Source organism: Vibrio gallaecicus (assembly GCF_024347495.1).
Taxonomy (GTDB): Bacteria; Pseudomonadota; Gammaproteobacteria; order Enterobacterales; family Vibrionaceae; genus Vibrio; species Vibrio gallaecicus.
In genome coordinates this window covers 2,355,825-2,382,785 of the sequence record NZ_AP025490.1, presented here as the reverse complement: position 1 = coordinate 2,382,785, position 26,961 = coordinate 2,355,825, and the positions used below count along the sequence as shown (strand labels likewise).

At 41.3% G+C, this 26,961-nt stretch carries 19 protein-coding genes and 1 tRNA gene; 16 read left to right on the top strand and 4 right to left on the bottom strand.

Going from position 1 to position 26,961, the window contains the following annotated elements:
- Positions 1-13: 13 nt before the first annotated feature.
- Positions 14-676: a septum site-determining protein MinC gene (gene minC, locus OCU78_RS10185; protein ID WP_137374721.1), complete on the bottom strand. Its 663-nt coding sequence runs from the start codon at positions 674-676 to the stop codon at positions 14-16.
- Between the two features lie 220 nt (positions 677-896).
- Between minC and OCU78_RS10180 the strand changes: the two genes are divergently transcribed.
- Both OCU78_RS10180 and OCU78_RS10175 read left to right on the top strand, forming a co-directional pair.
- The gene (locus OCU78_RS10180; protein WP_137374720.1) at positions 897-1,181 is read left to right on the top strand and encodes a YcgL domain-containing protein; all 285 of its coding nucleotides are present in this window, start codon (positions 897-899) and stop codon (positions 1,179-1,181) included.
- A 24-nt stretch (positions 1,182-1,205) separates the two neighbouring features.
- Positions 1,206-2,204 carry a lytic murein transglycosylase gene (locus OCU78_RS10175; protein WP_180033741.1) on the top strand — a complete coding sequence of 333 codons (999 nt, stop codon included), beginning with the start codon at positions 1,206-1,208 and terminating at the stop codon, positions 2,202-2,204.
- A gap of 123 nt (positions 2,205-2,327) precedes the next feature.
- On the opposite strand, the gene folD is transcribed toward OCU78_RS10175, so the two are convergent.
- Positions 2,328-3,185, bottom strand: coding sequence for a bifunctional methylenetetrahydrofolate dehydrogenase/methenyltetrahydrofolate cyclohydrolase FolD (folD, locus tag OCU78_RS10170; protein ID WP_137374719.1), 858 nt, complete (start codon positions 3,183-3,185; stop codon positions 2,328-2,330).
- A gap of 210 nt (positions 3,186-3,395) precedes the next feature.
- Here folD and OCU78_RS10165 point away from each other — a divergent pair.
- The 6 genes from OCU78_RS10165 (at position 3,396) to aroC (ending at position 11,609) form a co-directional block, all read left to right on the top strand.
- A tRNA-Arg gene (locus OCU78_RS10165) sits at positions 3,396-3,472 on the top strand.
- Positions 3,473-3,795: 323 nt separating this feature from the next.
- On the top strand, positions 3,796-5,562 hold the full coding sequence (locus OCU78_RS10160; RefSeq protein WP_137374718.1) for a hypothetical protein: 1,767 nt from the start codon (positions 3,796-3,798) through the stop codon (positions 5,560-5,562).
- Between the two features lie 211 nt (positions 5,563-5,773).
- Positions 5,774-7,246, top strand: a complete 1,473-nt coding sequence (locus OCU78_RS10155; protein ID WP_137374717.1) for a serine/threonine-protein kinase — start codon at positions 5,774-5,776, stop codon at positions 7,244-7,246.
- Positions 7,247-7,266: 20 nt separating this feature from the next.
- Entirely contained in the window at positions 7,267-7,902 is a 636-nt protein-coding gene (locus tag OCU78_RS10150; RefSeq protein WP_137374716.1) for an ECF-type sigma factor, read from the top strand.
- 181 nt (positions 7,903-8,083) lie between these two features.
- Positions 8,084-10,303 (top strand): hypothetical protein, encoded by a 2,220-nt coding sequence (locus tag OCU78_RS10145; RefSeq protein WP_137374715.1) that lies wholly within the window; start codon positions 8,084-8,086, stop codon positions 10,301-10,303.
- Between the two features lie 220 nt (positions 10,304-10,523).
- Entirely contained in the window at positions 10,524-11,609 is a 1,086-nt protein-coding gene (gene aroC, locus OCU78_RS10140) for a chorismate synthase (protein WP_137374714.1), read from the top strand.
- A 103-nt stretch (positions 11,610-11,712) separates the two neighbouring features.
- On the opposite strand, the gene OCU78_RS10135 is transcribed toward aroC, so the two are convergent.
- Positions 11,713-12,336, bottom strand: a complete 624-nt coding sequence (locus tag OCU78_RS10135; protein WP_137374713.1) for a trimeric intracellular cation channel family protein — start codon at positions 12,334-12,336, stop codon at positions 11,713-11,715.
- 231 nt (positions 12,337-12,567) lie between these two features.
- Between OCU78_RS10135 and OCU78_RS10130 the strand changes: the two genes are divergently transcribed.
- The 3 genes from OCU78_RS10130 (at position 12,568) to OCU78_RS10120 (ending at position 14,068) form a co-directional block, all read left to right on the top strand.
- Entirely contained in the window at positions 12,568-13,098 is a 531-nt protein-coding gene (locus tag OCU78_RS10130; RefSeq protein WP_137374712.1) for an elongation factor P hydroxylase, read from the top strand.
- Positions 13,099-13,107: 9 nt separating this feature from the next.
- The gene (locus OCU78_RS10125; protein ID WP_137374711.1) at positions 13,108-13,371 is read left to right on the top strand and encodes a YfcL family protein; all 264 of its coding nucleotides are present in this window, start codon (positions 13,108-13,110) and stop codon (positions 13,369-13,371) included.
- A 169-nt stretch (positions 13,372-13,540) separates the two neighbouring features.
- The gene (locus OCU78_RS10120) at positions 13,541-14,068 is read left to right on the top strand and encodes an NADPH-dependent FMN reductase (RefSeq protein WP_137374710.1); all 528 of its coding nucleotides are present in this window, start codon (positions 13,541-13,543) and stop codon (positions 14,066-14,068) included.
- A 215-nt stretch (positions 14,069-14,283) separates the two neighbouring features.
- Here OCU78_RS10120 and mnmC read toward each other — a convergent pair whose 3' ends face one another.
- Entirely contained in the window at positions 14,284-16,413 is a 2,130-nt protein-coding gene (gene mnmC, locus OCU78_RS10115) for a bifunctional tRNA (5-methylaminomethyl-2-thiouridine)(34)-methyltransferase MnmD/FAD-dependent 5-carboxymethylaminomethyl-2-thiouridine(34) oxidoreductase MnmC (protein WP_137374709.1), read from the bottom strand.
- A 56-nt stretch (positions 16,414-16,469) separates the two neighbouring features.
- Here mnmC and fabB point away from each other — a divergent pair, with 56 nt between their 5' ends.
- From fabB to truA, 5 genes are all read left to right on the top strand, one after another.
- Positions 16,470-17,681, top strand: a complete 1,212-nt coding sequence (gene fabB / locus OCU78_RS10110) for a beta-ketoacyl-ACP synthase I (RefSeq protein WP_137374708.1) — start codon at positions 16,470-16,472, stop codon at positions 17,679-17,681.
- 424 nt (positions 17,682-18,105) lie between these two features.
- Positions 18,106-19,239: a 4-phosphoerythronate dehydrogenase gene (locus OCU78_RS10105; protein WP_137374707.1), complete on the top strand. Its 1,134-nt coding sequence runs from the start codon at positions 18,106-18,108 to the stop codon at positions 19,237-19,239.
- A 12-nt stretch (positions 19,240-19,251) separates the two neighbouring features.
- Positions 19,252-20,265, top strand: coding sequence for an aspartate-semialdehyde dehydrogenase (locus tag OCU78_RS10100; RefSeq protein WP_137374706.1), 1,014 nt, complete (start codon positions 19,252-19,254; stop codon positions 20,263-20,265).
- 206 nt (positions 20,266-20,471) lie between these two features.
- Positions 20,472-25,928 carry a FimV/HubP family polar landmark protein gene (locus OCU78_RS10095; protein WP_261856016.1) on the top strand — a complete coding sequence of 1,819 codons (5,457 nt, stop codon included), beginning with the start codon at positions 20,472-20,474 and terminating at the stop codon, positions 25,926-25,928.
- 110 nt (positions 25,929-26,038) lie between these two features.
- The gene (gene truA / locus OCU78_RS10090; RefSeq protein ID WP_137374704.1) at positions 26,039-26,833 is read left to right on the top strand and encodes a tRNA pseudouridine(38-40) synthase TruA; all 795 of its coding nucleotides are present in this window, start codon (positions 26,039-26,041) and stop codon (positions 26,831-26,833) included.
- The last annotated feature ends 128 nt before the right edge of the window (positions 26,834-26,961 follow it).

Sequence of the window (26,961 nt, the reverse complement as noted above, 5' to 3'; positions counted from 1 at the left end):
CCTTTTTATCTTTCTAAATCGCGAGTACATCTAAGTGCAGAACATCATCAGTCATACTGAGTATGATCTTCTTCTGCCAGTATTCGCTTTCAATTTGGTCGCTTAACCAATAGTTACCAGCAATAGAAACAAGCTCAGCTTGTAAATCATTACAAATGACTTTGGCTTGCGTTTGGCCACTTGCACCAGCGATAGCTCTGCCGCGTAGTGTGCCATGAATATGGATGCTGCCATCAGCAATAACTTCAGCTCCAGCACTGACATGGCTAAGGATCACTAAATCACAGTCTTTAGCGTAAACCTGCTGCCCAGAACGAATAGGGGTTCTGACAACTTTAGTAGGCGCCATTGTTGCGGGTGCTTGGGAAGGCGATTTACTTGCTGTCATCACAGCAAATCCGGCTTCCTTCGCTAAATTTTGTATACGTTTATCTTTGCAGCCTGCAATACCCACAGGGATCATCCCTGCAAGAGAAATCCCTTTTTTCAGTTGAGAAAAATCAATATCACCTTCTACTTGGCTGATATTGATCACAACCGGAGCCGCTTCAAAAAATGAAGGTGCTTGCGTTACTTTCTCTTGGAGGAAAGCCACCGCATTTTCGACTTGGGCATCTGATAAATGCAATACAGATAGAGTAAAACTGCTACCTTTTAGATCTGGGTTACTAGACATCGAAAACTACAGGACCTCAATAACGAATGGCTACAATTTCTTTCATCTTTACAATAAAGGGAATTGCCTGAAACTAGGTTTATCATGTTATATTCCCAAACCAAGCACAGCAAGTAATCTTGTTGTCAAATGAACGTTTTGTTCCCAATATTTCATCTATATAAACGACATTACTCTCAACTTAGAGTTTTGTGGTTATAAACTATAAAAAAGGCTTGTCATGCTGTGTTCTATTTATAAAAGCTCTAAGAAAGAAGGCACATACCTTTATATTCCTAAGAAGGATGATTTTTCACAAGTTCCTGACGCACTGATGCAAATGTTTGGTAAACCTAGCTTTGTTATGGTCATCAAAATGGAAGGCAGAACTTTGGCTCAAGTTGATATTGAAAAAGTGAAGGTATCAATGGCTGAAGATGGCTTCTTTTTGCAAGTGCCACCGCCACCAGTGAACGAGCTGGAACTGTATAAAGAGCGTAAAGCACAAGCGGATAATGAAGATTAAGTACATTAATTCAAGGAGGAAGCATTGAGTAAATTAAGTAAATCGACAGTTGGCTTAACAGGCTTGTTATTGGCGAGTAGCCTGATGACGAGTAACTCATTCGCTAATGAATTGAGTTTTGAACAGTATGTTGAGAAATTAAAAACTCAAGGTCGTGAGCACGGTATTTCAGAAGTTATTCTTGAAGAAGCGTTTGATGGCGTAACTTTCAAACCAAGAGCCGTCAAAGCCGATAAAAATCAGCCAGAAAAAAAGCTAACCTTAGATGAATACATTCCTAGAGCCGTCCCGGCATGGAAAGTGAAGCAAGCACAAACCTTGTATAAAAAACATTATGAAGCCCTTCATCGAATTGGTAAGGAATACGGTGTTCAACCTAGGTTTATTGTTGCGCTATGGGGCGTGGAAAGTAACTTCGGCAAGTTTACTGGTAACTATAGTGTCATCGATGCTTTGACGACAATGGCTTATGACGGTCGTCGTGAAGCCTTTTTTAGTAAAGAGGCAATGGCTGCATTAACCATTCTTGAAGAAGGTCATATCAAGCCTAAAGATATGAAAGGTTCATGGGCTGGGGCAATGGGGCAACCTCAATTCATGCCTAGTTCATTTCTAGCTTATGCTGCGGATGGTAGTGGTGATGGTAAAAAAGACATCTGGAATACTGAAGAAGATGTGTTTGCCTCTGCTGCTAACTATCTAAACCAGTCAGGCTGGGATGACCAATATACTTGGGGTCGCCAGGTTTCTGTTCCTTCTGATATTTCTCTTGATCTGCAAGGTAGAACGGCAGACAAAGCTAAGTATTTACAGGAGTGGTCTGAACTTGGTGTGAAGCGTTTTGATGGCAGTGCATTGCCTAAGCTGGATGAAGACATTCAAGCTTGGTTAATTATGCCAGATGATCAATCAGGTCGTTCGTATTTGGTTTATAACAACTACAACGTCCTGATGAAGTGGAATCGCTCGTATTACTTTGCACTCGCGGTGAGTCACTTAGCAGATAGAATTAAATTCAACTGATTGTGCCATCTGAAAGACTACTCATTTGAAAATAAACAAAAGCCGCTGCGTTATGAACGCCGCGGCTTTTTAATTTGAATGAGTTTATGTCTCCCTTAATTTCGGGGGAACCTTGAACTCAGATTATTTTGAATGAAACTGCTCACAAGCGATCATCGTATTTTCGATGAGGCTAGCAACAGTCATAGGACCTACACCGCCAGGAACCGGAGTAATGAAGCTCGCGTTCTCTTTTGCTACATCGTATTCAACATCACCGACAAGCTTGCCCGAATCTAGTCGGTTAATACCTACATCGACCACGATTGCACCTTTCTTAATCCACGCGCCAGGGATGAAATTAGGTTTACCTACCGCAACCACAACCACATCTGCTTGGCGAACGTGACCTTCAAGATCTTTAGTAAAGCGGTGACAAGTTGTTGTCGTACAGCCCGCTAGTAAAAGCTCTAAAGTCATAGGGCGACCAACAATGTTAGATGCACCAACAACAACGGCGTGTTTACCACGTAAGTCAATGTTGTATCTGTCTAGTAGAGTAATGATGCCTTTAGGTGTGCAAGAGCGAAGCTTTGGCATACGTTGAGCAAGGCGGCCCACATTATATGGGTGGAATCCATCTACGTCTTTTTCTGGAGTAATGCGCTCTAAAACATGAGTGCTGTCAATTCCAGCAGGTAAAGGTAGTTGGACTAAGATGCCATCAATCTCAGGATCTTCATTAAGCTGATCAACTAAGTTTAATAGTTCTTCTTCAGTTGCGGTTGCATCTAGGTCGTAGGATTTTGAAACAAACCCGACTTCTTCACATGCTTTACGCTTGCTTCCTACATAAACTTGAGATGCTGGGTCTTCACCCACTAATACAACTGCTAATCCTGGAGCTCGTAAACCCGCCTCAGTGCGAGCTTTAACACGTGCTGCGACTTCAGAGCGAACGGTTTGAGAAATTAGCTTTCCATCAATATTTTGAGCTGTCATGAATTTCCTTAGTATTGATATTCAAGTTAGTGGCTGATGTTTTGGCGCATTATTTCAGAAAACGTTTTTGATTTCCATCAAGCAAACGTTTGCATTGGTCTATTTTTCTTCACTTATAACGTAAGTGACTTTTTTTTACCCACTTAGATCAGAATGTTACATAAACCCGTTGATTTACAGAATCTATCTCGTATAATCTTTTCCTGCAGCGCGCCCTTAGCTCAGCTGGATAGAGCACCTCCCTTCTAAGGAGGTGGTCGAAGGTTCGAATCCTTCAGGGCGTGCCATTATTTAAGAAACCCGATAACTCAATGAGTTGTCGGGTTTTTTGCGTTTGGGCGATAATGTTTATCTGACTCAATTGTTTTCTTACATACCCACATAGTTAGATTCTTATGTCTTTAAACGAGTGAATCACTCACTCTCAGCATGCTTTTTTAATCAGCGATATAAACAAGACATGATGACTATTTATTGATTCCACTACTATGAAATTCTATTTGGCTACTTTAAATTAGTAGCCTCAAACTTCTTAGTTTCAGTTTATGCGTTCACTCCTACCTGTAGGGGAGAAATTAACGCAAACTGAATTTTCACAGTGAAAACATTTATGCAAAGTTCAAATCCAAGGAAAAGTGGAGATCTCCACGTTCAGGCTGTTACCTCACAAATAAGAAGCTACTTAGATAGCAAAGTGTTACCTGAATTTGACGGAATAGCTTCTGCTACCGCGCGTTTTATCATAGAAAAGCATAGTGACATTGTGGAAGTGACGAATAAGTTTGAAGCGGAGAATTCAAACACAGCACCTGATCTTACATTACGTAAAAATGATGGTGAAACCGTATGCGTTAATTTGTACAAAATTAAGAACAAACAAACGATACAACCCAAAAACTTAGGGGCTAAAAGTTTTATTGAAAAATACTTTAATTCACCTAACTTGCAAGATGAATTCAATTCCTACTTTGAAAGTGCTTATCGAGATTTCTTGTCTGAGACGACTGCCGTTTTTAGTGATAATTTTAAAAAAGATGCAACAGAGCGTGAGCTAAAAGATGAATTAAAAAAGGTATGTCCGAAGTTTGTTCCTGAAGTCGAAGCGTTTCGGTCGAAGTTTTTATATGAACTTCGAGAAAAGTGTTTTGGCTTATTCATCAAAGAATATAACCAAGCAAGTGGTGCTATTGAACAGGCTTTCAATGCTTTATTTATGACAAGTTCCTTCAACGTGATTACGCGTTATGACGGTGATGTACTTAAAGGTGTTGATGAGTTTCGAGTGGACGTTCATGAGACTAAAAACGTCAGTATCTCTAAAGTTGGAATGAACAGCGTGGGCATAACTTCTGACGATATCACTCTCTTGCTTAGGTTTAAGTTCGAAAGTAGCCCTGTATCCTCGATAAAGCTGGCAACGAGTTATTCGAAGCCTAAAGCTGATCAAACCATAGTGAAAGGAAACCTCCGTGCTTTAAGTCGGTTTAACGAAGCACTTTCAGGGGGATTTAAGCCCGCAGGAAGTCAAGCGAACCCTAATGCGATTGGTAAATGTTCTGAAGCCATTTTTTACTCACAGATACTGAAAGTTAACTCAAGTGTTCGGCAGCTTGATGAAAATAACTTCGTCGATATGTTCAAAAAGTACTCCCCAAATATCACTGAAAACGAATGTGAGTGCATCACCAAAACCACGGTTGGTGCGGTAGATGGGTTAATGGCATTTCTAAAAAGAAAGCATGGTGAATATACGATGGATTCGATAGAGCTTGTCCCAGACGCTTACTTAGATAACCGTCTTGATACTGCCGATATCGAATTAATTTTAAAAGTCGATAATAAGTATGTGTCTGAGCCTATTTCCCTCAAAGCGATAGCCAAAGCTTCTAATGAAATTAACTGTAAGAATCCAGGCATTGGGCAAATACTCGGTCCCACTTATTTTGGATTAGCACAAGATGAGCTTAATGCGGTGTTGGGTGACGTAAGAGATAAATTTGCAAGTGATGATGTTGATCATCGAGGGGCTTTAGAGGCAATTTCAAAAAATATTGGTAGGCAATTAGCTCAAGCTTTTAGTGACCAACAAGAGCAACTCATCAAAGGAACGGAGTCGCTGCTAGGCAAAGCGCTCGTAGTGATTGTTTATTATGTAGATAATAAATATGCAGTTTTGGAACACGGTGCACCCATACCTCAAGTTGAAGTTTTTCCAGAAAATCCATCTTTGATACAGAATACGCTGTCTTGGGCTGGTGGCGACGAAAAGATCAGGCTAAGAGTGAAATTCAGTGGAAGTCAGAAACACGGATGGACATCTATAAAGCTCGCTTGCGCGTATATTTTCCCCCGTCATAAAATCAAAGGGTTGGTGTAGATATACGGTCGTAAATGCTACTCAGAAATAGTTGATACGCATGGTGTTGCTTAATTGCTTGCATGGCATTCTTTAACGGTTAATGCTGGGTTATATAACCATGCTATAAGTGTGCTTATTTGATACCTAGTGTGTCCAAATGTTTCTATTTTATTTATCATGGTTACTCCTTGATGTATAAAATAAATTGCGTCATAACCATTTAAATTCAATGACTAATAATGTAAGCAGCACTGAATTGTTTTATCGTTTGATTGACTGTGATATGGATGAACAAAATGCCATTCTTGCAGATATCGACCGCACAATGCCGGAACTCGTCTCTCGTGTAGAAGCTTTATTGTCTTCCCCTCCTAGCTATCCTTTAACGACCCTTATTGATGAACATTTATCATCAACATCTAACGTAGCTCTATGTTTCGAAAATGAAGTGGTTGATCGGTATCGAGTAGAACAAGAGTTAGGGCGAGGCGGATTTGGAGTTGTGTATTTTTGTTCTCGAAATGACCCTGTGTTTGAACAAAATTTTGCTATTAAGTTTTTTAAGCAAGAAATTGTTCAGCTATTCGGCAGTTCATTACTTTTTCGAGAAGCTCAAATGTTGGCGAGCTTGAACCACCCATTTATTGCAAAAGTTTATGATGCTGGGATACATGAAGGCACTGTCTATATTGTCATGGAGCATATTGAAGGCGTTGCCTTATCTGAATACCTCAATAAGTCCAGCTTAAAGAACATGGATAAACTGACGTTGTTTTGCGATATATGTCTGGCGATAGAGCATGCACATTCTTTTGAGATATTACATGCAGATCTGAAGCCGGATAACATCTTGATTGATGCTCAGGGTAAGCCTAAGTTAATAGATTTTAACCTAACCCAACAGAATGAAGCTCTGTCTGGCTTATTTGCGGAAAACTCCAGCGATTTTGTGGTTCGTGCTGCCAGTTCTGATTTTGCGAGTCCAGAGCAAATAAAGGGCAAGCCTATTAATACAATGGCGGATGTCTATGCTCTAGGGCAGATTTTAGACTTGATGTTTTCATGCAATGGGCGATCTAAACAACTTGAAGAGGTTATTCATTATGCTTCGAATGATCAAATTCATTTAAGGTACTCAACCGTGGGTGCACTTCGTAAAGATGTCGAAAATGTACGCTCACGTTTCCCTCTTACTTGTCATACACAGAGTAAAACTCATGTCGCGCTGAGTATCATCCAACGACACCCAGTAAAAGTGGCAGTTGCAATAGCCTGCTCTCTGAGTCTTATATCTGCCATGTCGATTTACATCAGCGCCTACCAAAGCCTACAAACAAAAAAAAGCCAGTTAGATTCGATTGTGAATGAACTTACTGCTCTTAATTATCCAATGAATAACCGCTTTGCAGAAAGGAATGTAAATAAACCAGTAAAAAGTTCTCATATGGATGTACAACATAGGGAGGGAGTTGGTGATAAGCAACTTTGGGATTCGTACTTTAACCCTCACTTTAGAATGACAGAATCGTTTGAGACTAATCGATATTTTGAAGTGAATATTAGCGATATTGATTACGAGGATTTGAGTGAAGAAAAACTTCACCCTTTTCAAAGTTTAATTCTAAATAAAGAACATCAAAGCCATGAGTATGATCTTGAGTTTGAGGTAAGTACAACTCGTAGGTCTTTTTCTGTAGTTTGAACATTTTAAGAAGTAATAGCATGGAACATAGTGTTGTACAAAAAGATGAAAATAAACTGACCCAATTAATTGAAGGGTGGCAGGTTGGTTGTAAATCTTCAGAAGCTAAATTGTATCGATTTGCTTATTTTAGGCTGAAAAAGTTAGCTAAAGCAAAGCGCTCTAGGTGTGTGCAAATACACCAGGAAGCCCAACATGAACTATGTGATGATGGCAGTTCGACTACTGAGCTCATTCATGAAAGCTACCTTAAGTTATCATCGATAGATCGGTTGCAAGTGAGCCGGTCACGAGAGTTTTACTTAATGGCTGCCAAAGCGATGCAGCATATTTTGATCAATCGTTCTTGGGCATTAAGAGCAAATAAGCGAAAAAAAGAGACTAATAGTAGTGCCGGTAACAGTGCTTCCGGTAATTGTTTGTGTGATAGCACCTTATTTATTGACCAACTTCCTTTAGAAAAAAGAGCAATACTGGAACAGTCTTTAACTATTTTTAGCGAGAGATACCCGCGGCAGTCCAATGTTCTCAAACTAAAATATTATATTGGACTTAAGCACTCTGAGATTAGTGAATTATTGGAATGCAGCTCTAGCTTGGTAGAGAAAGACATTAAATTTGCAAAGAGCTGGCTTCATACTCGCTTGAGCGCCTGATGATGTTAGTTGTAAGTGATCAACGCCAAAATAAACAGAATCTTAATAAAAAATATTACGTGTTTTTTACTATTCCCTGTGTCTTGTTCTAAGTACACGTCTTCCTTGAAAATACAGCTAAACAAAAATAAATCATCAGACGATGCTTATTTTTTCTTCTTAGGCTTAACAGGGAATAACAATGAAAAAGAAAGGTTTACTGGCAACGTCAATTGCAATGGTTCTTGTGGGGTGTGGTTCTGATAGCAGCTCCGGAGGCGCAAGTACGTTTTCAATCACCGCTATTGATGGGTATTTGATTAAAGCGAATGTTTCAGTTGATACGACCCAAGATGGTATTTGTGATACAGCTTTAACAGGAGCGAGTAGCCAAACAGATATTGATGGGAAGGTAAACGTTCCAGTTGAGCATCAAGGTGCTGTAGTGTGTGTTGACGCCGTTGCAGGTCAAACAATTGATAGTAATCGTGGTCTCGTTCAACATAACTTCACGTTAGCGAGCATGGGGTCGGGACCTATTGTTAACCCAATGACCAATATGGTTAAAATGCTTATGGCGGACGATGAAACATTAACGGTTGAAGATGCAGAAGCGGAAGTGGTTGCATCGATAACAGAGAGCTCAGGTTTAGAGGTATCTGAAAGCTTGATCTTTGGTGATTATATTATTGACTCGTCAGAGCAAGCTGAAGCGTTGAACCTAATTGGCGAAGTGCTCGTCGATTATTCCGATGAATCAATTGATAATCAGTTGAAGCTTGCTGCTGTGCTTGCTGAAGCTACGCAAAAAATCATCGAAGATGATACCCAAACACTCGATGATTATTCTCCAATTGTTGATATTCCAGCTAACGGTGGTGACATCATTGTTACCCCAAACACCCGACCTAAAGTTGTAGGTTCTATCGATCTCATCGAGCTCGATCCAGAAGACTCTTGGGTACCGATTGATGTTTCTGAAAAATTTGAAGATGCAGAAGATCATGTAATGACATTCAGCCTAAGTTACATCGGTGACGAAGGTAATAATAATCTTTCGATTGATAGTAATTCTGGAGTTATCAGTGGAGAGTTTGGAACTGAAGGTGAGTACGTTTACCATATTTTCGCAACCGATTCTCATAATGCACGCTCATACCCATTAGAAATGAAAGTGTTAGTAGAAGGCGATAATCAATTACCTGTTGTCGATGAAGCGGTTAAAGCGGCACTTCAAGCGGAAATGAATAGCTGGGCGATAACCGAAGGTGAAACGCTGAGCCAAAGTTTAGATGTGAGCGCATTATTTACAGATGCTGATGGCGATGTATTGAGCTATGAAGTTGAAACGACGCTTTCAACAGCGACTCGCACTGGTTTTGATGCATTGGTAAGCCCAGAAGGTAAGGTAACTTTCAGTGGTGCTATACCAAGAGCAGCAGCGGCCGGTGAAGAAACACTAACCGTTATTGCCAATGACGGTAACGATCTTGAATCGGTTACAACCACCTTAAGCTTCCCACTTATCGATGAATCGGGTACTCCACCTGTAGACGGTCACCCATTAGAAAACCAAACTTGGCATTTCCTTGAGTGGGGTTCAGATGATGGTACAGATAGCGGTGTTAATGAAGTCGACAGAGTATGGTGTGATTCGATTCGTTTGAGTGATGGCAAAGTTTACTTTAATCAACGCAGCTTAGATAACCTGCAATCATGTGGTGAAGCGGATACTTTAGAGAGTGAGAGCTCTTATGTTATCAAAGGTAATATCGTTGAACTTACAATGAGCTGGGAAGATGAAGAAGACGGCATCCTATCAGAGATTATACACCTTAAAATTGTTGAAGATGCCGATGCAATGGGCGCAGGCACAAAAATGGTGTTGATGTCATTTATTGAAGAAGACGAAGAGCATCAAAGACTTGCTTGGTATAGTAATAAGTCTTTAGCTGAAGCTCGTATCAACCTTGAATCTGATACTCACGATGGTGACAATGATTTCCCGATGTATCTACCCGGAGCTGCGGATGGTCAGTATGAACTGGGGTATGTTTCTATGTCGATGGGGCTACCTCAATCAGGTGATCAAGGCCAGTATGATGCGAATATCTTTTTTGATACTCCAGGACATGACATTACGTGTAACGACCTAAGAGAGTTTTACAGTCAGTTTTATTTAAGTGGCTATGATGAGTCAGGCGAGCGCTTCTACTCATATTCAGGTGGGGACTGGGACGGCGGCTTCGAGTGTTACGATAATCAAGAAAATGGCGTAAATTATGCGGCTATCGACTTTGATATTAATGAAAATTTAAAAGTTGGAAATGTGTATAGTTTTATCGGTGTTATGCAGTTTTCTGAACTTGAATATCTAGAAGAAATTAAGTTCAACATGACATGGAAAGGTGAGAATTACTAATTTACTTTTATCATTCTTGATATGTAGATTATAGATTGAAAGGAAGCCTAACTAAGGGCTTCCTTTTTTATTTTGGCGATAAACTGTCAATTGTGTATTTTTTGGGGTTTACATCATTTGTTATTAAAGCCACTATGAATCTACGAAGAATAGACAAGTAAAGCTGTTAAATAGAAGGATTCTATCCATTTCTTGAATAATGGCTAATTTAGAGGAAGTAATGGCAGGAAACAGTATCGGACAACATTTCCGCGTGACCACATTCGGGGAAAGTCACGGTATCGCACTAGGATGTATCGTAGATGGATGCCCACCAGGATTAAAAATTACGGAAGAGGATCTTCAGAAGGATTTGGATCGTCGTCGCCCAGGCACTTCTCGTTATACCACTGCTCGTCGCGAAGCTGATGAGGTGAAATTCTTATCAGGTGTATTTGAAGGGCAAACAACAGGCACTTCTATTGGTCTGTTAATTGAAAATACTGACCAGCGCTCTAAAGACTATTCTGAAATAAAAGATAAATTCCGCCCAGGTCATGCTGATTACACCTATCATCAAAAATATGGTGTGCGTGACTACCGTGGTGGTGGCCGTTCTTCTGCCCGTGAAACCGCCATGCGTGTTGCCGCTGGTGCTATTGCTAAGAAGTATTTGAAGCAAGAATTTGGCGTTGAAATCCAAGCTTATCTTTCTCAAATGGGTGATATCTCGATTGAGAAAGTGGATTGGAACGAGATTGAGAACAACGCGTTCTTCTGCCCTGATGCAGATAAAGTCCCTGAATTTGATCAGCTTATCCGTGACCTTCTCAAAGAAGGCAACTCGATCGGCGCTAAAATCCAAGTGGTTGCGACCAAAGTCCCTGTAGGCTTAGGTGAACCAATCTTTGATCGTTTAGATGCGGATATTGCTCATGCGTTAATGAGCATCAACGCGGTGAAAGGTGTCGAAATTGGTGATGGTTTTGATGTAGTAAACCAAAAGGGTAGTGAGCATCGTGACCCACTGACTCCTGAAGGTTTCTCAAGTAATCATGCTGGTGGAATTTTAGGTGGTATTTCTACTGGACAAGATATTGTGGCAAGCATTGCGCTTAAACCAACATCAAGCATTACCGTTCCAGGTGATACCATTACTAAAGATGGCGAAGCAACGCAGTTAATTACTAAAGGTCGTCATGACCCATGTGTTGGCATTCGTGCTGTGCCGATTGCAGAAGCGATGCTGGCAATTGTATTGCTTGATCACTTATTGCGTCACCGTGGTCAAAACTTTGGTGTAACAACAGAAACACCAAAAATCTAATTCAGTTTATCTTCATTCAATACCGAATTAAGAGAGACAAAAAAAGGGTTGCTTCGTAATGAAGCAACCCTTTTTATATTCTGCGTAGTTGGGAATATGGTATTTAATGGACAGAGCTTTCTGGGTCTAGCTGGAAAGAAGGTAAACGCCATTTGAATCTAACCGCAGCCATACGTAGCAAATATCCAACGACCAAAGTAACGATTGTCGCTGTCACATCGTTAATACCAAGTTCAAGCAAACCTAGGTATAAACCTGAAGCGATAAGTGCGATAGAGGCATAGAGCTCTTCATGTAAAACGAGTGGCGTTTGTCTGCAGATTAAATCACGTAATAAACCACCAAATACGCCCGTAACCAATGCTGAAACCATGCATATCCCAGGGTGCAGACCCATAGAAATCGCGACCTTAGTACCAATGATGCTGAAAACAATCAGACCAAGCGCATCAAGACGAATGAACAGCCCTTTAAGCTTTATTACCCACTTAGCAAGACCGGTAGTGATGACACCGGCTACGCAAGTAATCGCCAAAAACTCAGGGTTTTCCACCCAACCAAGAGGGTAATGCCCAAGAAGAATATCTCGTACTGTACCACCACCAATTGCGGTCGCACTTGCCACAAGCATAACGCCAAACCAATCCATTTTTTGTTTTCCAGCGCTGAGTGCGCCAGTCATTGCTTCAGCCGTGATGCCAATGATATATAAAACACTTAATAGCATTGTTGTAACTCTATAAGTTGAGCCTATAAATTGGTGAAATATAAGCTCTAGGATATAAAAATGAAGCGAGAGTTTAGTGGCAAAATGGGTTGATGACGAATGAATATTTGTACTTTAAACAGGGCTTTCAGATTAGCTATAGTAATCGCTATAACAATACGAGCTATAAGGCTTTACCTTATAAATAAAAAACCGCAAAATGCAGCCGTTATTCATCATTTATTGAACACTATGAATCATCAATATTCTGACATTATTGCTATCTTCAATAACACTTTCTTTGAAAGTTTTAATACTAAGTTAGAGCTAGGCAAAGACGAACCTATTTACCTACCTGCCGATAATATGGTATCTCACCATCGAATAGTCTTTGCTCGAGGCTTTTACGCATCAGCATTACATGAAATTGCGCATTGGTGCGTTGCAGGTGCAGAACGTCGCTTGCTTGAAGATTTTGGTTATTGGTATGAGCCAGATGGGCGGACTGAAGCTGTTCAATCTGAGTTTGAAAAGGTTGAAATTCGCCCGCAAGCGTATGAGTGGATTTTAGCAATGAGCGCAGGCTTTCCTTTTACGGTAAGCTGTGACAATCTACACGGCGATTTTGAGCCAGATCGTTTGGCTTTTATGCATAAAGTACATAAAGAAGTGATGGGTATTTTAGAAAGTGGCTTACCGCCAAGAGTGAAAATGCTTTCAGAAGCTTTAGTTAGCTTTTACAACACCCCCAACTTATGTACTAGCCAATTTATAGTGAAATAAGAGAAGACCATGATTATAGAGTTTGAAGAAAAGTTACTGGAATTGATTGATGCAAGAATTGAAACTGCATCTGATGACGAATTATTTGCTGGTGGCTATCTGCGTGGTCATATCTCTCTTTCGGTTGCGACTTGTGAAGACGACGGCATTGAAGATGTTGCAGAAGTAAAAGTGCGCATTGAAAAAAGCTTAGATGAAGCACGTTCAGAACTAACACCTGCAGATCGTACTATCGTGAATGATCTATGGGTTGAATTACAAAACCTCGCTTAACCCTCTCTTCTACACTTTGTCTATTTTGTGATTTTTAGACTCATTCGAATTTTTTGAATGAGTCTGTACAATTATTCTGATTGTTCCATTTGTTGAGTAAGTTATTCTAAACGCACTTAACGAGAATATGAAATCTCATCCAATCAGATTAAATATACAAGGATCTATCATGAAAGTTATCGCATTTGGTGCAAGCACAAGCTCTACTTCTATCAACAAAGCTTTGGCAACTTACACAGCAAACTTGATTGAAGGTGCTGAAGTTAAAGTTCTAGATATCAAAGATTACAACGTTCCGATGTTCAGTGAAGATACTGAAAAAGAAATTGGTCAAGCAGAAGGTGCTCAAGCTTTCTTGCGTGATTTAGCAGAAGCTGATGCATTTGTTATTTCGTTTGCGGAGCACAACGGTCACTACCCAGCGGCATACAAAAACTTGTTTGATTGGGCAACACGTATTGAGCGTTCTGTATTTGGCGAAAAACCAGCTGTTTACCTAGCAACTTCACCTGGTCCTGGCGGCGCTCAAACAGTACTTGGCGCAGCAGTTGGTTCAGCTCCTTACTTTGGTGGCAATGTGAAAGCATCACTTTCTGTTCCAAGCTTCTACGACAACTTTGATTTTGCAACTGGCTCAGTAAGCAATGATGACATTTCTGCACAGCTTAAAGGTGCTGTTGCTAAGTTAGCTGAGTAAAAGCTGTAAGTCGATTATCACTTTTTAAGCTTTCTGTTAAAAATTGAAAAGCTAGAAAATAAGATTATAAAAAGCCTGACTACAATTCTATTGGTCAGGCTTTTTTGATTGTTTTGCCTACAAAGATAGGCTTAGTTATTTAGTTACTCATCTGCTTGATTGGTTATATATGTGTATGTTTTAAATGATCTTAGTTGCACTTATATAGGTATCAGCTATGAATTTGCATTTTTGTCTGCAACCCAGCCAGCAGTGAGTTCCTTGCCTTTACGTAATCTTCTTACCCACATTCTACTTGGATGAATGGCTTCGAGCACATCAGTAGGTAAGGGTAAAGGGTCTCCACAAATTTGAGATGCTAACACTTCAGCTAGTAAAGGCGCCGAGCTTAAGCCGCGGGAGCCTAAGCCAATAAAGCTATAGAGGTTAGGGTAGCTTGCAACAGGAGTTGCCTCTGATTCTTTAGTCGTATGCAAGTTTTTATACTCATCAGTAATTTTCTCAAAATCACCAATGTTCCCAACAAACGGCAAGTGATCACGGCTAACACTACGAATCCCTTGTCTTGATAAATTCGCGCTAGTATCGACATCGTTAGCCCAAGCTTGTTCGGGCAAGCTGCCCGCTAGCCTTTCGCCATTATGCTTTTGCACTTCCACATCAAATGCTTGGTCTATATTGCTTTTATCATAGTTAGCCCCGATGCAGTGATGGCCATTATTCGTATTTTGTGGGGTTAAATAACCATCAAAACAAAGCACAGTGTTGAGCTTACTTAAATTGTCTGTGGTTGGGATATGGCTGACTTGCCCTTTAACTGGAGTTAAAGGTATACGCTGTGACTGCTCAAACTGAGTGAACTTGTGCCCATTAGCAATCACAACTTGTGAATGGGTCGTGGTTTTAATTCCGTTTGGTGTTGAAATTGTAAGCTGCCACTGTTGCGTTGCTGGTTGCCATTCAAGGTTTTTTACTTCGTGCTCATAATGAACATGAAAATTGTCCCCAGCGTCTAGTTGCTTGATCAAACCTTGTGTGAGTTGTAATGGGCTTAACCAGCCTCCAAGAGGGAAGTAGACACTTTCTTTATCAACAGGTAAACCGATCTTTTCATTTGCTTGCTCGGGTGTTAGGCGTTGAATCAGATCTGTATGGAAGTTACCTTCCAACATGCGATTGAGCTTTTTCTTAGAGCTTTCATCCCACATTAAAATATTGACGCCGCACCAATCATGGTCAAATTGAATGCTTTCCGCTGCTTGGTTGATAAATTGACGAGCAAACAAAAGCCCCGGTCCAAATACTCGAGAAACATTGGCTTTTGCTTCACTTAGTAATGGATAAATAGCACCTTGATTATTACCTGAGGCATTACCTGCGGCTTGCTGATGTTCGCAGTACAAGGTGATATTTTTTCCTCGGCGGGAAAGCGTTTTAGCTAGAGATGCACTCGCAATGCCACCGCCTACAATAGCAATGTCATCAGTGGATGCGGGCTGAGATAGTGCAAACCAAGGTTTGATATTGGTATAAGGCGTTTTGTCTCTTAGTGCGCCTGCAATCATTTCACGTTTAGTACCAAAGCCTTTGACTTTTTTCATATCAAAGCCAGCTTCAATCAGTCCTCTTCGAACAAAACCAGCAGCGGTGAATGTCGCGCATGTGCAATCTTGTTTAGCCAGTTTTGCCATGCCGTTGAATAGGTTCTGATTCCACATTTCTGGGTTCTTGCTTGGCGCAAAACCGTCTAAGAACCAAGCATCAACTAAACCTTCACACGGGGTAGGCACGTTTGGCATACAATCTTTAATATCACCAAACCATAAGTCGAGCGTAATTGCTCCATCAGCAAGAACTATGCGGTGACATTCAGGAAGCGCGATTGGGTAGTGAGCCTGTAATTGCTCTGCATATTTTGCGAGTTCGGGCCAAGCTTGATGTGCTTTAATTAAATCCGCTTTATTAAGCGGGTATTTTTCGAAACTGACAAAGTGTAATTCTTTAGTAATAGCTTCAGGGTTATCTTTAAGAAAGGCTTCGAACCAGTGCCAAACGGCTAGGAAGTTTAAGCCTGTACCAAAGCCTGTTTCGGCAATCACAAAACGGCGTTGTTGATGTTCAATCCAACGCTCTGGTAGGTGGTTTTGTTTTAAGAAGACATAGCGAGTTTCTTCTAATCCATTTACATTAGAGAAGTAAACGTCGTCAAATTGGTCTGAAACTGGGGTACCAGCTTCGTTCCATTCCAGCTCTGCATTAGTAATTGAAGTCATAAAACCTGTCATTTTGTGATTTGAAGCGATATGTTGGAGGGGATTGTACGAATTTCTAGGAAAGCTGACCACTTTTGTTATGCTTCTTAGTTATCATCTAGTTGAATTTTGAATTATAGGAATGTCACATGAAACGAGTCGTAATCACCGGTATGGGTATTGTTTCAAGTATCGGTAACAACGTCGAAGAAGTTTTAGCATCTTTAAAAGAGGGTAAATCTGGTATCACAGCTTCAGAGCAGTTTAAGGAAAACGGTCTTCGCTCTCAAGTTTGGGGTAACCTAAAAATGAACCCTGCTGACCATATCGATCGCAAAAAAATGCGCTTTATGGGTGATGCAGCGGCATTCGCATATCTTTCAATGGAACAAGCAATTGCAGATTCAGGTTTAACTGAAGACCAAGTATCTAATGACCGCACGGGTATCGTTGCGGGTTCAGGCGGTGCTTCTTCTCTAAACCAAGTTAATGCAGTAGACATCATTCGTGAAAAAGGCGTTAAGCGTGTTGGTCCTTACATGGTTCCACGAACAATGGCTTCGACGGTTTCGGCTTGTTTAGCAACTCCTTTCAAAATCCGTGGTGTGAACTACTCTATGAGTTCTGCATGTGCAACATCTGCACACTGTATTGGTCACGCAATGGAGCTTATCCAACTTGGTAAGCAAGACGTAGTATTTGCTGGTGGCGGTGAAGAACTGGATTGGTCTTTGACTATGATGTTCGACGCAATGGGTGCACTTTCTACTAAATACAACGACACTCCAGAATTAGCTTCTCGTACCTACGATGCAGACCGTGACGGTTTCGTAATCTCTGGTGGCGGCGGCATGCTAGTTATCGAAGAGCTTGAGCACGCAGTTGCTCGTGGTGCAAAAATCTATGGCGAGATTGTAGGTTACGGCGCGACTTCAGATGGCTACGACATGGTTGCTCCTTCTGGTGAAGGCGCAGTTCGTTGTATGAAGATGGCAATGCAAAACGTTGATGGCGTTGACTACGTGAACACTCACGGTACTTCAACTCCAGTTGGAGATGTTAAAGAACTTGGCGCAATCCAAGAAGTCTTTGGCGGTAACAGCCCTGCAATCTCAGCAACTAAAGCGATGACAGGTCACGCTCTAGGCGCAGCTGGTGTACACGAAGCAATTTACTCAACACTAATGCTAGACAACGGCTTTATTGCTCCAAGCATTAACGTTGCAAACCTAGATGAAGCAGGCGCAGGCCTAGACATCGTAACGGAAGCTCGTGACCAAGAGCTGACTACAGTAATGTCTAACAGCTTTGGCTTTGGTGGTACTAACGCAACATTAGTTATTAAAAAGTACCAAGCTTAATCTTTAGCTTTATAACTGAATTTTAGTTTTATAACTTACCCTTTAGTTTCAATAAAAGGTTAAGCACAGTTTCCAGAGCTGGTCAGTGCTCGTTTTTAACGGCTGACTGAACAGACGCAGACTTTGTCCCACGGAGAGCGGGACAGGATCCTTTTGTTCTGGATATTTGCCCGGTTGTTTATCAGCCGGGCATTTTTATATCTACATGCTCAGTTTATTTCATGTTCTAGCTTTTATATTTAAGTACTTGTACTAATAGGGCGACGAATAGATTAGAGACTTTATTTGGAACTCGCTTTCTGAATAAAAGCTCTTACTGGCTTTAGCCTATGATGAATCAATTGCAGGTATATTACCTTTCGATACTGTGATAGCTTTTCTGCATAACCTTTCCATTTTCACTTACTTCAAAGAACTTACCTCGATGAAAATCTTAATTGATGAAAACATGCCTTATGCTGAGCAGTTATTTAGCCAGTTAGGGGAAGTAACGCTTAAATCTGGTCGCACATTAACAGCCGATGACCTTGTTGATGTAGACGCACTTATGATCCGTTCTGTTACTAAAGTAAACGAAGCTCTACTAGCAAAAGCCAACAAATTAAAATTTGTAGGGACTGCCACCGCAGGTATGGACCATGTTGATCAAGAGTTAATGAAAGAGCGTGGTATTTTCTTCACAGCTGCGCCAGGGTGCAATAAAGTTGGCGTGGCCGAATATGCTTTCAGCTCAATGATGGTGCTAGCTCAACAGCAAGGTTTTTCAGTTTTCGATAAAACGGTTGGTATCATTGGTTGCGGTCAAGTGGGTAGCTACTTGGCAAAATGTTTAGAAGGCATTGGCATTAAAGTGCTGCTAAGCGATCCTCCTAAGCAAGAGGAAGGGGATACGCGCAAATTTACTGAATTATCGACGCTCCTTGAACAGTCAGATGTGATTACCTTACATACCCCAATTACAAAAACGGGTGATCACCCAACTCATCACTTAATTGATGAAAAAGTCTTAAACAAGTTGAGGGCAGATCAAATACTGATTAACGCGGCTCGTGGTCCAATAGTGGATAACCAAGCGTTAAAAGCTCGCCTTCAAAAGGCTGATGGTTTTACCGCGGTATTAGACGTATTTGAGTTTGAACCTGAAGTTGATATGGAGCTTTTGCCACTACTGGCTTTTGCTACTCCACATGTCGCAGGTTATGGCTTAGAAGGCAAAGCTCGCGGTACGACGATGATCTTCAATAGTTACTGTGAGTTCTTAGGTAATGATTTAAGTTCTTCTGCCAGTGATTTATTGCCAATAGCGCCAGTGCCGCAGATGAAATTAGATAGAGCATGGGATGAAGCAACACTGCACAATTTAACTCAGTTAGTCTATGATGTGCGCAAAGACGATGCATTGTTCCGTCGTAACATTTCTACCCCAGGATCTTTTGACAAGATGCGTAAAGAATATTGGGATAGAAGAGAGTACAGTGCGATCGAGCTGATAGGTGATGAAGCATGTAACTTATCGCCATTAGCTAAACTCGGTTTTATGGTTAAGCCAAATTTATAAAAGAGAGAAACAATGAGCCAAGAATTTAATATTGCTATTTTGGGTGCGACTGGTGCGGTTGGTGAAACCATCCTTGAAGTACTTGGAGAGCGTAAATTCCCTGTCGGTGAACTGCACTTACTAGCAAGTGAACGTAGTGAAGGCAAAACTTCCCGTTTTAACGGCAAAACAATACAAGTGCAAAATGTAGAAGACTTCGATTGGTCTCAAGTACATATTGCGTTTTTCTCTGCAGGCAGCGAACTTTCTGAAAAATGGGCACCAATTGCAGCTGATGAAGGTGTTGTGGTTATCGATAACACATCACGTTTCCGTTATGAATACGATGTTCCTCTGGTTGTGCCAGAAGTGAACCCAGAAGCTATTGCTGAATTCCGTAATCGAAACATCATTGCTAACCCAAACTGTTCTACGATTCAGATGGTAGTTGCACTTAAACCAATTCATGATGAAGTAGGTCTTGAGCGTATTAACGTATCAACCTACCAATCAGTTTCTGGTGCAGGTAAGACTGGTATTGATGAGCTTGCGGGTCAAACGGCTAAGCTACTGAACGGCACTCCAGCTGAACCTGAAACATTTTCTCAGCAAATTGCTTTCAACTGTATTCCACAAATTGATGAATTCACAGAAAACGGCTACACACGTGAAGAAATGAAGATGGTTTGGGAGACTCAAAAAATCTTCGCTGACTCTTCAATTACCGTCAACCCGACTTGTGTTCGTGTTCCTGTATTCTACGGTCACGCAGAATCTTTACACATCGAGACTCGCTCACCAATTGGTGCAGAACAGGCTGTTCAGCTTTTAGAGAACACTGAAGGTGTTGAAGTTTTCCAAGCACTAGACTTCCCAACTCAGGTTCGTGATGCTGGTGGTAAAGACCACGTAATGGTTGGTCGTATCCGTAATGACATTAGTCATCACAGCGGTCTGAACATGTGGGTTGTAGCGGATAATGTCCGTAAAGGCGCAGCGACAAACGCAGTACAAATTGCTGAAGTGCTTATTCGCGATTATTTCTAAGCACAAAGCCATATCGATTAAAGCCTCACATTAAAGTGGGGCTTTTTTAATCAACAAGAACAATCGTGAATTAAATTGTGTGAAATTACTGCGAATATTGCGGCTGTGACACATTTTTTGTTTTCATTCCTATAGTTTTGCCACGTTTATCCGATATATTTAATAGATCATCATTTTATTTGAACCTAGCACTAGCTGAGCCTTTTATGTGTCAATTTTTTAAGCAGTGGTTAATGCCTTTAGCATTGATTATTGCTACTCAGATTTCCGTTGTTCATGCAGATACCATTCGAGTGGTTGGACCTAATGGTCAAATACAATCAGCTCCTACGTTTTCAGAACCAGTGCAGAGAACACAACAAACAGCCGCTTCCAATCAAGCGAGTGAACCATCGCGTTTTTACGGCCCAACTAATGGCAGTGAAACGTTATGGTCAATTGCATCAAAATTACGCCCTGCTAATTCAGTTTCAGTTCAACAAACCCTGCTCGCTATTTACCAACTAAACCCGCAGGCTTTTGAGAATCAGAACATCCATAGCTTGCTCCCGAGCAGTAACTTACGAGTGCCTTCTCTAGAGCAAGTTCGCTCAAGTTCGACTCAGCAAGCTGTCAGAATTATGGATTCTCATCTTGCTAAATTAAATACACCGGCAACAAATCCTGCACCTATCAGGGTTCCAGTTCCTCCAGTTAAGTCTGTCACATCTCCGACAGTACCTGCAGTTACATCATCAGCAACACCAAAAGTTCAAACAGCACCTTCGCGTAGTCAGTCTACTGGCTCAAAGAAAATGAACGTACTGGAGCAGCAGCTAGAAGTATCAGAAAGTGAACTTTTAGCACTCGAAGAAAAAAACCATCAACTACGATTAATGCTTTCAAATGTGCAATTAGAGGTTGATGGACTAAAAGATGAATTAAGTGATGAAGACAGAATTCGCAATGAAGTTGAAAAATTATTGTCTGAAGAACGTCAAAAAATTGCAGAAACTCAAAAAATGGCTCCAAGCCCAATGGATGACTTTTTATCTAATGGGTGGATTGTCGCAGCTTTAGCCATTATTCCAGGTGCTTTAATTGGATTAATTGTTGTATTACTTCTTGGCCGTAAGTCGAGTAAAGAAGATGACCAACAGCCTGAACAGAAGACTGAGCAACAGCCTCAAATTCAAGATGAAATGGCTCCTATCGCAGCTGGCGATGATATGGAGAGTCTTGATGATGATCTTGACCTGAGTGATGAACTATTCGGTGACGATGATGATGCTGAAGCGTTATTCAGTGATGAACCTTCAAATGAAGAAGATGATGTCTTTGCCGGTCTTAGCGACGACGATCTAGATTTCAACCTTGATGGTGAAGATGGCGATGACCCGTTTGCTGGTATTGGTGACGACGGCGATTTAGACGCTGGGTTTGATGATCTTGATAGTGCAACTGGCATTAGTGTTAATGGTGAAGATAAAGCTCTTGGATTGGAAGAGATGGAGCGCTCCCTGGATGAGAACCCTGTTGATCCTCTTGAAGATAGTGAAGGCGACTTTGACCTTTCAGATGATAGTGCAATGTCTATGGATGATATTGAGGCTCTCCTTTCTGAAGAAGCACCTGTTGAAGATTTAGGCTCTGACTCGCTTGATCAATCTATGCTTGATGACCTGCTTTCTGGCGCTGGTGATGACGACGATGATGATTTTGACATCGATGCACTAATTTCAGACCAACAAACGGACACCACACCTGTTGAAGATACAGCAAGCGACGATTTTGATATTGATGCGTTACTTGCAGAGCAGCAAAGCGACGCTACTGTTCCTGAAGGTGCGGCTAGCGAGCGCCTAGACTCTGATGATTTGGCTTCTAATGATTTAGCTAGTGATGACTTTGACATCGATGCATTAATATCAGAACAACAAGATGCTCCAGCAGTAAGTGCTGAAGATGATATCGACGATATTTTTGCTCAAGTAGAAGCAGAAACGAATGCCGCAAAACCAGCTGCTGACGAGTTTGATCTTGGTGCTACCGATCTCGCATCCGATGACGATATTGATAGTATTCTTTCTCAATTCAATGAACCAGTTTTGGAAGAGTCTTCACTAGATGAAGCTGAAGATGTCCCGATTAGCTCTGCTGAAACTGCAGCAGATTATGGCTTAGAGAATACAGAACTGCTTGACGAGTTACTTGATGGCAATGATCTTGATTTGTCGGATTCTACAGATTTACTTGATGATGTACTTAATGAGCCTGAAGTTACCTCTGAAGACGATGAATATGATCCATTAGCGGAATTAGAAGAACTATCCGGTTTATCAGATGAAGAGTCCGTTGATGAAGTTTCAATTGATGAAGACAGCACTGATACGTTAGAAGAATTACTATCTGAAAACTCTGATGAGACTGATGATTTTAATCTAGAAGATGACAGTACTGATCTTCTAGATGATTTCTTATCGGAAAGTTCAGATGACGATATCCCAAATATCTCTTTAGATAGTGATGAGACTTTAGATGAACTTCTTGGTGATGATTTAACCGATGATGGATCAGAAGATGCGGGAAGTTTGGACCCGTTTGATGATCTTATTGGCAGCGATATCGAAGACTCAGAGCCTCTTGATATTGACTTAGAGGAAGAGTCTAAGCCAACGGAGCAACCTGAATCATCGAATGCGGAGCTTGAACTTCCAGAAGAGCTAGAGGCTGATACTCTAAAATCAGAAGAGCTATCTTTAGATGATGATTCGGAAGATGATATTGAGTTCAATAGTGAAGAGTTTATCGATGATTTATTTGAGGTAGCCCCTCAAGCTGATCCACTGCTTGACGACACTATTGAGCCGTCTAGCGAAACGGTAACTAATGACATCAATTCTATTGACGACTTTGATTTGGACGGGGCAGATTTAGAATCTCCAGAATCTCCAGAATCTCCAGAATCTCCAGAATCTCCAGAATCTCCAGAATCTCCAGAATCTCCAGAATCTCCAGAATCTCCAGAATCTCCAGAATCTCCAGAAGAGCCTGTTTCCGTAAGTGAGGTCCTAGAAGCCGGTGATCTCGATTTAAGTGGTGTATCAGAGGAAAACGAAGACACCGTTGAAGATTGGTTATCAGAAGCGATTGATGATGTTGAGTCCGCCTCTGATTTTGAAGCAGATTTTGATTTCACTCCCGAAATTCAAGGGAATGAACAGTTTGACGAACCTGAACAGACGGTAGAAGAATCCTTGCCAGAGCCAGAGCCAGAGCCAGAGCCAGAGCCAGAGCCAGAGCCAGAGCCAGAGCCAGAGCCAGAGCCAGAGCCAGAGCCAGAGCCAGAGCCAGAGCCAGAGCCAGAGCCAGAGCCAGAGCCAGAGCCAGCTAAGTCAGAAGTTATGCCGGAGTCAATTCCAAATGAATTCGGCGTGCCTCAAGATGATGACTGGTTGTTTGAAGAGGAATCATCAACGGCAGAGCAAGAGAGTGTTCAGGATATCGCTACTGAAACAGAGTCTGTTCCTCAACAAGAAGCGCAACAAGCAGATCTAGATCTTCCTGAGCTTGAAGGTGTGGCTGAAACTGACTTCTCTGAATCTGACTCTGAAGTCGCAGAGCAGCAAGTGGCTGCGTCAGTAGAAGGTGATGATGCACTTAGTTCGGATGAAGGTGTGTTTACAGAAAGCTCACCAACAGTAGAAGAACCGACTCGCGATGAAGCTATTGCAACAGAAGCTCCTCTAGTAGAAGAAGTTTCATCAGCCGATGAAGTTGCTGAAAAAGAAGAAGCGATTACACAAGAAGAAGCTATTGCGTTAGAAGAGCCTACTAAAGCAGAAGAATCTAGTGTGGAAGAAGATTCTTCGTTGGAACAAAATCCATTTGTTGAAGATTCCCAAATTGAGAGCTCTGATGACATCTCGTTTGATGACTTAGAACTTCCAGAATTTGCTGAAGAAGAAGCGCTAGCTGATTTTGAAAGTGACCTTGAGAGTGGACAACAAGAAGCTGTACCTTCATCTGTTGAACTGCCAGCTTCAGAAAACCTCGAAGATGAAGATCTGGAAGATTTCTCAATTGATGACTTAGAACTTCCCGAGTTTGGCGAAGAAGAAGCACTAGCTGATTTTGAAAGTGGTCTTAATAGTGAACAACAAGAAGCCGTACCTTCATCTGTTGAACTACCAGATTCAGAAAGCCTCGAAGATGAAGAACTGGATGATTTCTCAATTGATGACTTAGAACTTCCCGAGTTTGGCGAAGAAGAAGCGCTAACTGATTCGGAAAATATTCTTGATGCTGAACCAGAAGTAGGCGCCTCCTTACAGGATGCTGCTCAAGGTGAGAATAAGTTTGAAGAATTAGGTCAAGAGATTGAGTCACTTGCTGAGCCGGTGGAAGAAGTTTTACCTTCAAATGAAGATAGTCATGCTCCTGAAGAAGGTTCCACTCAAGAAGAGTTACCTGACGACATTAGTCCAATAGAAAGTGAAGCAGATGAAGATTTCACTTTTGATGATTTAGAGCTACCGGAGTTTGACGAGGCTGATGCGCTAGCTGAAGCTATTAGCTCTGGAGACGAAGAACTTTTAGAACAAGACTTAACTAGTGATTTAGAAGCTTTTGAGTTTGATGATAAAGATCTACCTGAATATGACGAAGAAAGCGCTAAAGCTGACTCTGCGGTAGAACCTGGCGATTCAGATGAGTCACTGCCTGTATCTGAAGAGTTTGGCTTAGAAATCGATGAACTTGAACTACCTGAGTATGGTGAAGACGATGCTATCTCTGATGCTTTCTCAGAAAGTGCGCCTATTGAAGCTGATTCAAGCGAGAGTCAACTTACAGAAGAGGTTCCTCAAGAGAAGCCAGCTGAGAGCTTTTTAGATGTAGAAGGAAATGATCAAGATGCATTACATGATCTGTTTTCTAACCCAAGCACGTTAGACACTCCAGATTCATTAGACTCTGAGCAGTCAGAGTTGGGGGAATACAACTCAGACAAACCGAATACTGAGAATCTTGGTTTTGATGATGAGCTTTTAGATGGCTTCGATAATTTCGATGAGACAGCCTTGGCTGAACTACTGTCTGAAGATGTTCAAGATTCGGTAGACAACATGTTCTCTCAACCTATGGATTCTACCTCGATCGACAGCGCTGGTTTAGATCTTGAAGCTATGTTGGAGGTGGGTGGTGAAGATTGGAATGGTTTTAGTTTATCGCCAGACCAAAAGTCTGAACTGCCTAATGATGTACCTGCCGATCAACAAGAAGTGTGGGAATCATTAAAACAGCAGTCTGAACCTAAAATTCAAGAAGAAAATTGGGGGCAGCAAGAGAACCTTACAGAGCAAGAGTCTAGCTCAAATTCTTATATGACTATTGATGAGTTGATGGCTCAAGTTGAAGGTGAGGGCGAAGCTCTGAATCCTGATGAAGAAGAGCTTAAACTTGATGTTGGGTTGAATGAATTTCCAGATGTTATTGGTGACATAGGAGATATTGATGTCGACAGTAACGCTGAGGCAGCTGGTAAGCTTGATTTAGCTAAGATATACATTGAGATGAGCGATCCACAAGGTGCAATTAAGTTACTTGAGGAAGCCATAGTTGATGGTAGTGATGATATTCGCCGTGAGGCAAAAAATCTTATCGATGTCTTAAATGGCAGATAATAAACATCATAAAAGGGTAGCAGAAGCTACCCTTTATTTTTCTTGCTCACTGGCTCCATAAGCCTTTTTAAGTATATACTTCCAGCCCCTTTTTCAAAGAGAACGAAAACATGAAAATTGCTTTAGGTATTGAGTATAACGGTACCCACTATTTTGGTTGGCAGCGCCAACGTGACGTAAAAAGTGTCCAAGAAGAATTGGAAAAGGCTCTTTCTGTTGTCGCAAATCATCCTATAGAAGTGCAATGTGCAGGTCGTACAGACGCTGGGGTTCATGGTACAGGGCAAGTGGTTCACTTTGAGACTAATGTTGACCGAAAAATGGTGGCTTGGACTATGGGGGCAAATGCAAATATGCCTAAAGATATCGCCGTCCGCTGGGCTAAAGAAGTTCCTGAAGAGTTTCATGCTCGCTTTACTGCAACGGCAAGGCGTTATCGCTATGTGATTTTTAATCACGCTCTAAGACCTGGAATCTTGAACTCAGGGGTAAGCCACTATCATGGTGATCTTAATGAAAAGAAAATGCATGAAGCGGGTCAGTATTTACTTGGTGAAAACGACTTCACATCATTTAGAGCCATGCATTGTCAGTCTCGTAGCCCTTGGCGCAACATCATGCACTTAAATGTCACTCGTCATGGTCACTATATTGTCATTGATATTAAGGCGAATGCTTTCGTCCATCATATGGTTCGAAATATCACAGGAAGTCTAATTGCTGTCGGTAAGGGCGACCAATCTCCAGAATGGATTCAATGGTTGCTTGAGGCTAAAGAGAGAAGATTAGCGGGGGCAACGGCAAAAGCGGAAGGTTTATACTTAGTTGATGTTGATTACCCTAAACATTTTGAGTTACCACGCGAACCAATAGGCCCGTTATTCCTTCCTGATAATTTGAATTAAATGTGAGACTTAGGTTCAAAAAATATTATCAGATGGTGAGTAATATAGAGTGAAAAAATAGGTACAACCAGTTTTTTATCTACACTCGCTGTTTTATGTGGTTTAATCTCCTCGCATAATTCCCAAAT

Excerpts from the sequence above, each read along its gene's own strand:
- OCU78_RS10125 (WP_137374711.1), top strand. The coding sequence starts at position 13,108 with ATGATTATAGAGTTTGAAGAAAAGTTACTGGAATTGATTGATGCAAGA.
- OCU78_RS10150 (WP_137374716.1), top strand. The coding sequence starts at position 7,267 with ATGGAACATAGTGTTGTACAAAAAGATGAAAATAAACTGACCCAATTA.
- minC (WP_137374721.1), bottom strand. The coding sequence starts at position 676 with ATGTCTAGTAACCCAGATCTAAAAGGTAGCAGTTTTACTCTATCTGTA.
- aroC (WP_137374714.1), top strand. The coding sequence starts at position 10,524 with ATGGCAGGAAACAGTATCGGACAACATTTCCGCGTGACCACATTCGGG.
- OCU78_RS10155 (WP_137374717.1), top strand. The coding sequence starts at position 5,774 with ATGACTAATAATGTAAGCAGCACTGAATTGTTTTATCGTTTGATTGAC.
- OCU78_RS10160 (WP_137374718.1), top strand. The coding sequence starts at position 3,796 with ATGCAAAGTTCAAATCCAAGGAAAAGTGGAGATCTCCACGTTCAGGCT.
- OCU78_RS10180 (WP_137374720.1), top strand. The coding sequence starts at position 897 with ATGCTGTGTTCTATTTATAAAAGCTCTAAGAAAGAAGGCACATACCTT.
- OCU78_RS10130 (WP_137374712.1), top strand. The coding sequence starts at position 12,568 with ATGAATCATCAATATTCTGACATTATTGCTATCTTCAATAACACTTTC.
- fabB (WP_137374708.1), top strand. The coding sequence starts at position 16,470 with ATGAAACGAGTCGTAATCACCGGTATGGGTATTGTTTCAAGTATCGGT.
- OCU78_RS10120 (WP_137374710.1), top strand. The coding sequence starts at position 13,541 with ATGAAAGTTATCGCATTTGGTGCAAGCACAAGCTCTACTTCTATCAAC.
- OCU78_RS10095 (WP_261856016.1), top strand. The coding sequence starts at position 20,472 with ATGTGTCAATTTTTTAAGCAGTGGTTAATGCCTTTAGCATTGATTATT.
- OCU78_RS10145 (WP_137374715.1), top strand. The coding sequence starts at position 8,084 with ATGAAAAAGAAAGGTTTACTGGCAACGTCAATTGCAATGGTTCTTGTG.
- OCU78_RS10105 (WP_137374707.1), top strand. The coding sequence starts at position 18,106 with ATGAAAATCTTAATTGATGAAAACATGCCTTATGCTGAGCAGTTATTT.
- folD (WP_137374719.1), bottom strand. The coding sequence starts at position 3,185 with ATGACAGCTCAAAATATTGATGGAAAGCTAATTTCTCAAACCGTTCGC.
- truA (WP_137374704.1), top strand. The coding sequence starts at position 26,039 with ATGAAAATTGCTTTAGGTATTGAGTATAACGGTACCCACTATTTTGGT.
- OCU78_RS10135 (WP_137374713.1), bottom strand. The coding sequence starts at position 12,336 with ATGCTATTAAGTGTTTTATATATCATTGGCATCACGGCTGAAGCAATG.
- OCU78_RS10100 (WP_137374706.1), top strand. The coding sequence starts at position 19,252 with ATGAGCCAAGAATTTAATATTGCTATTTTGGGTGCGACTGGTGCGGTT.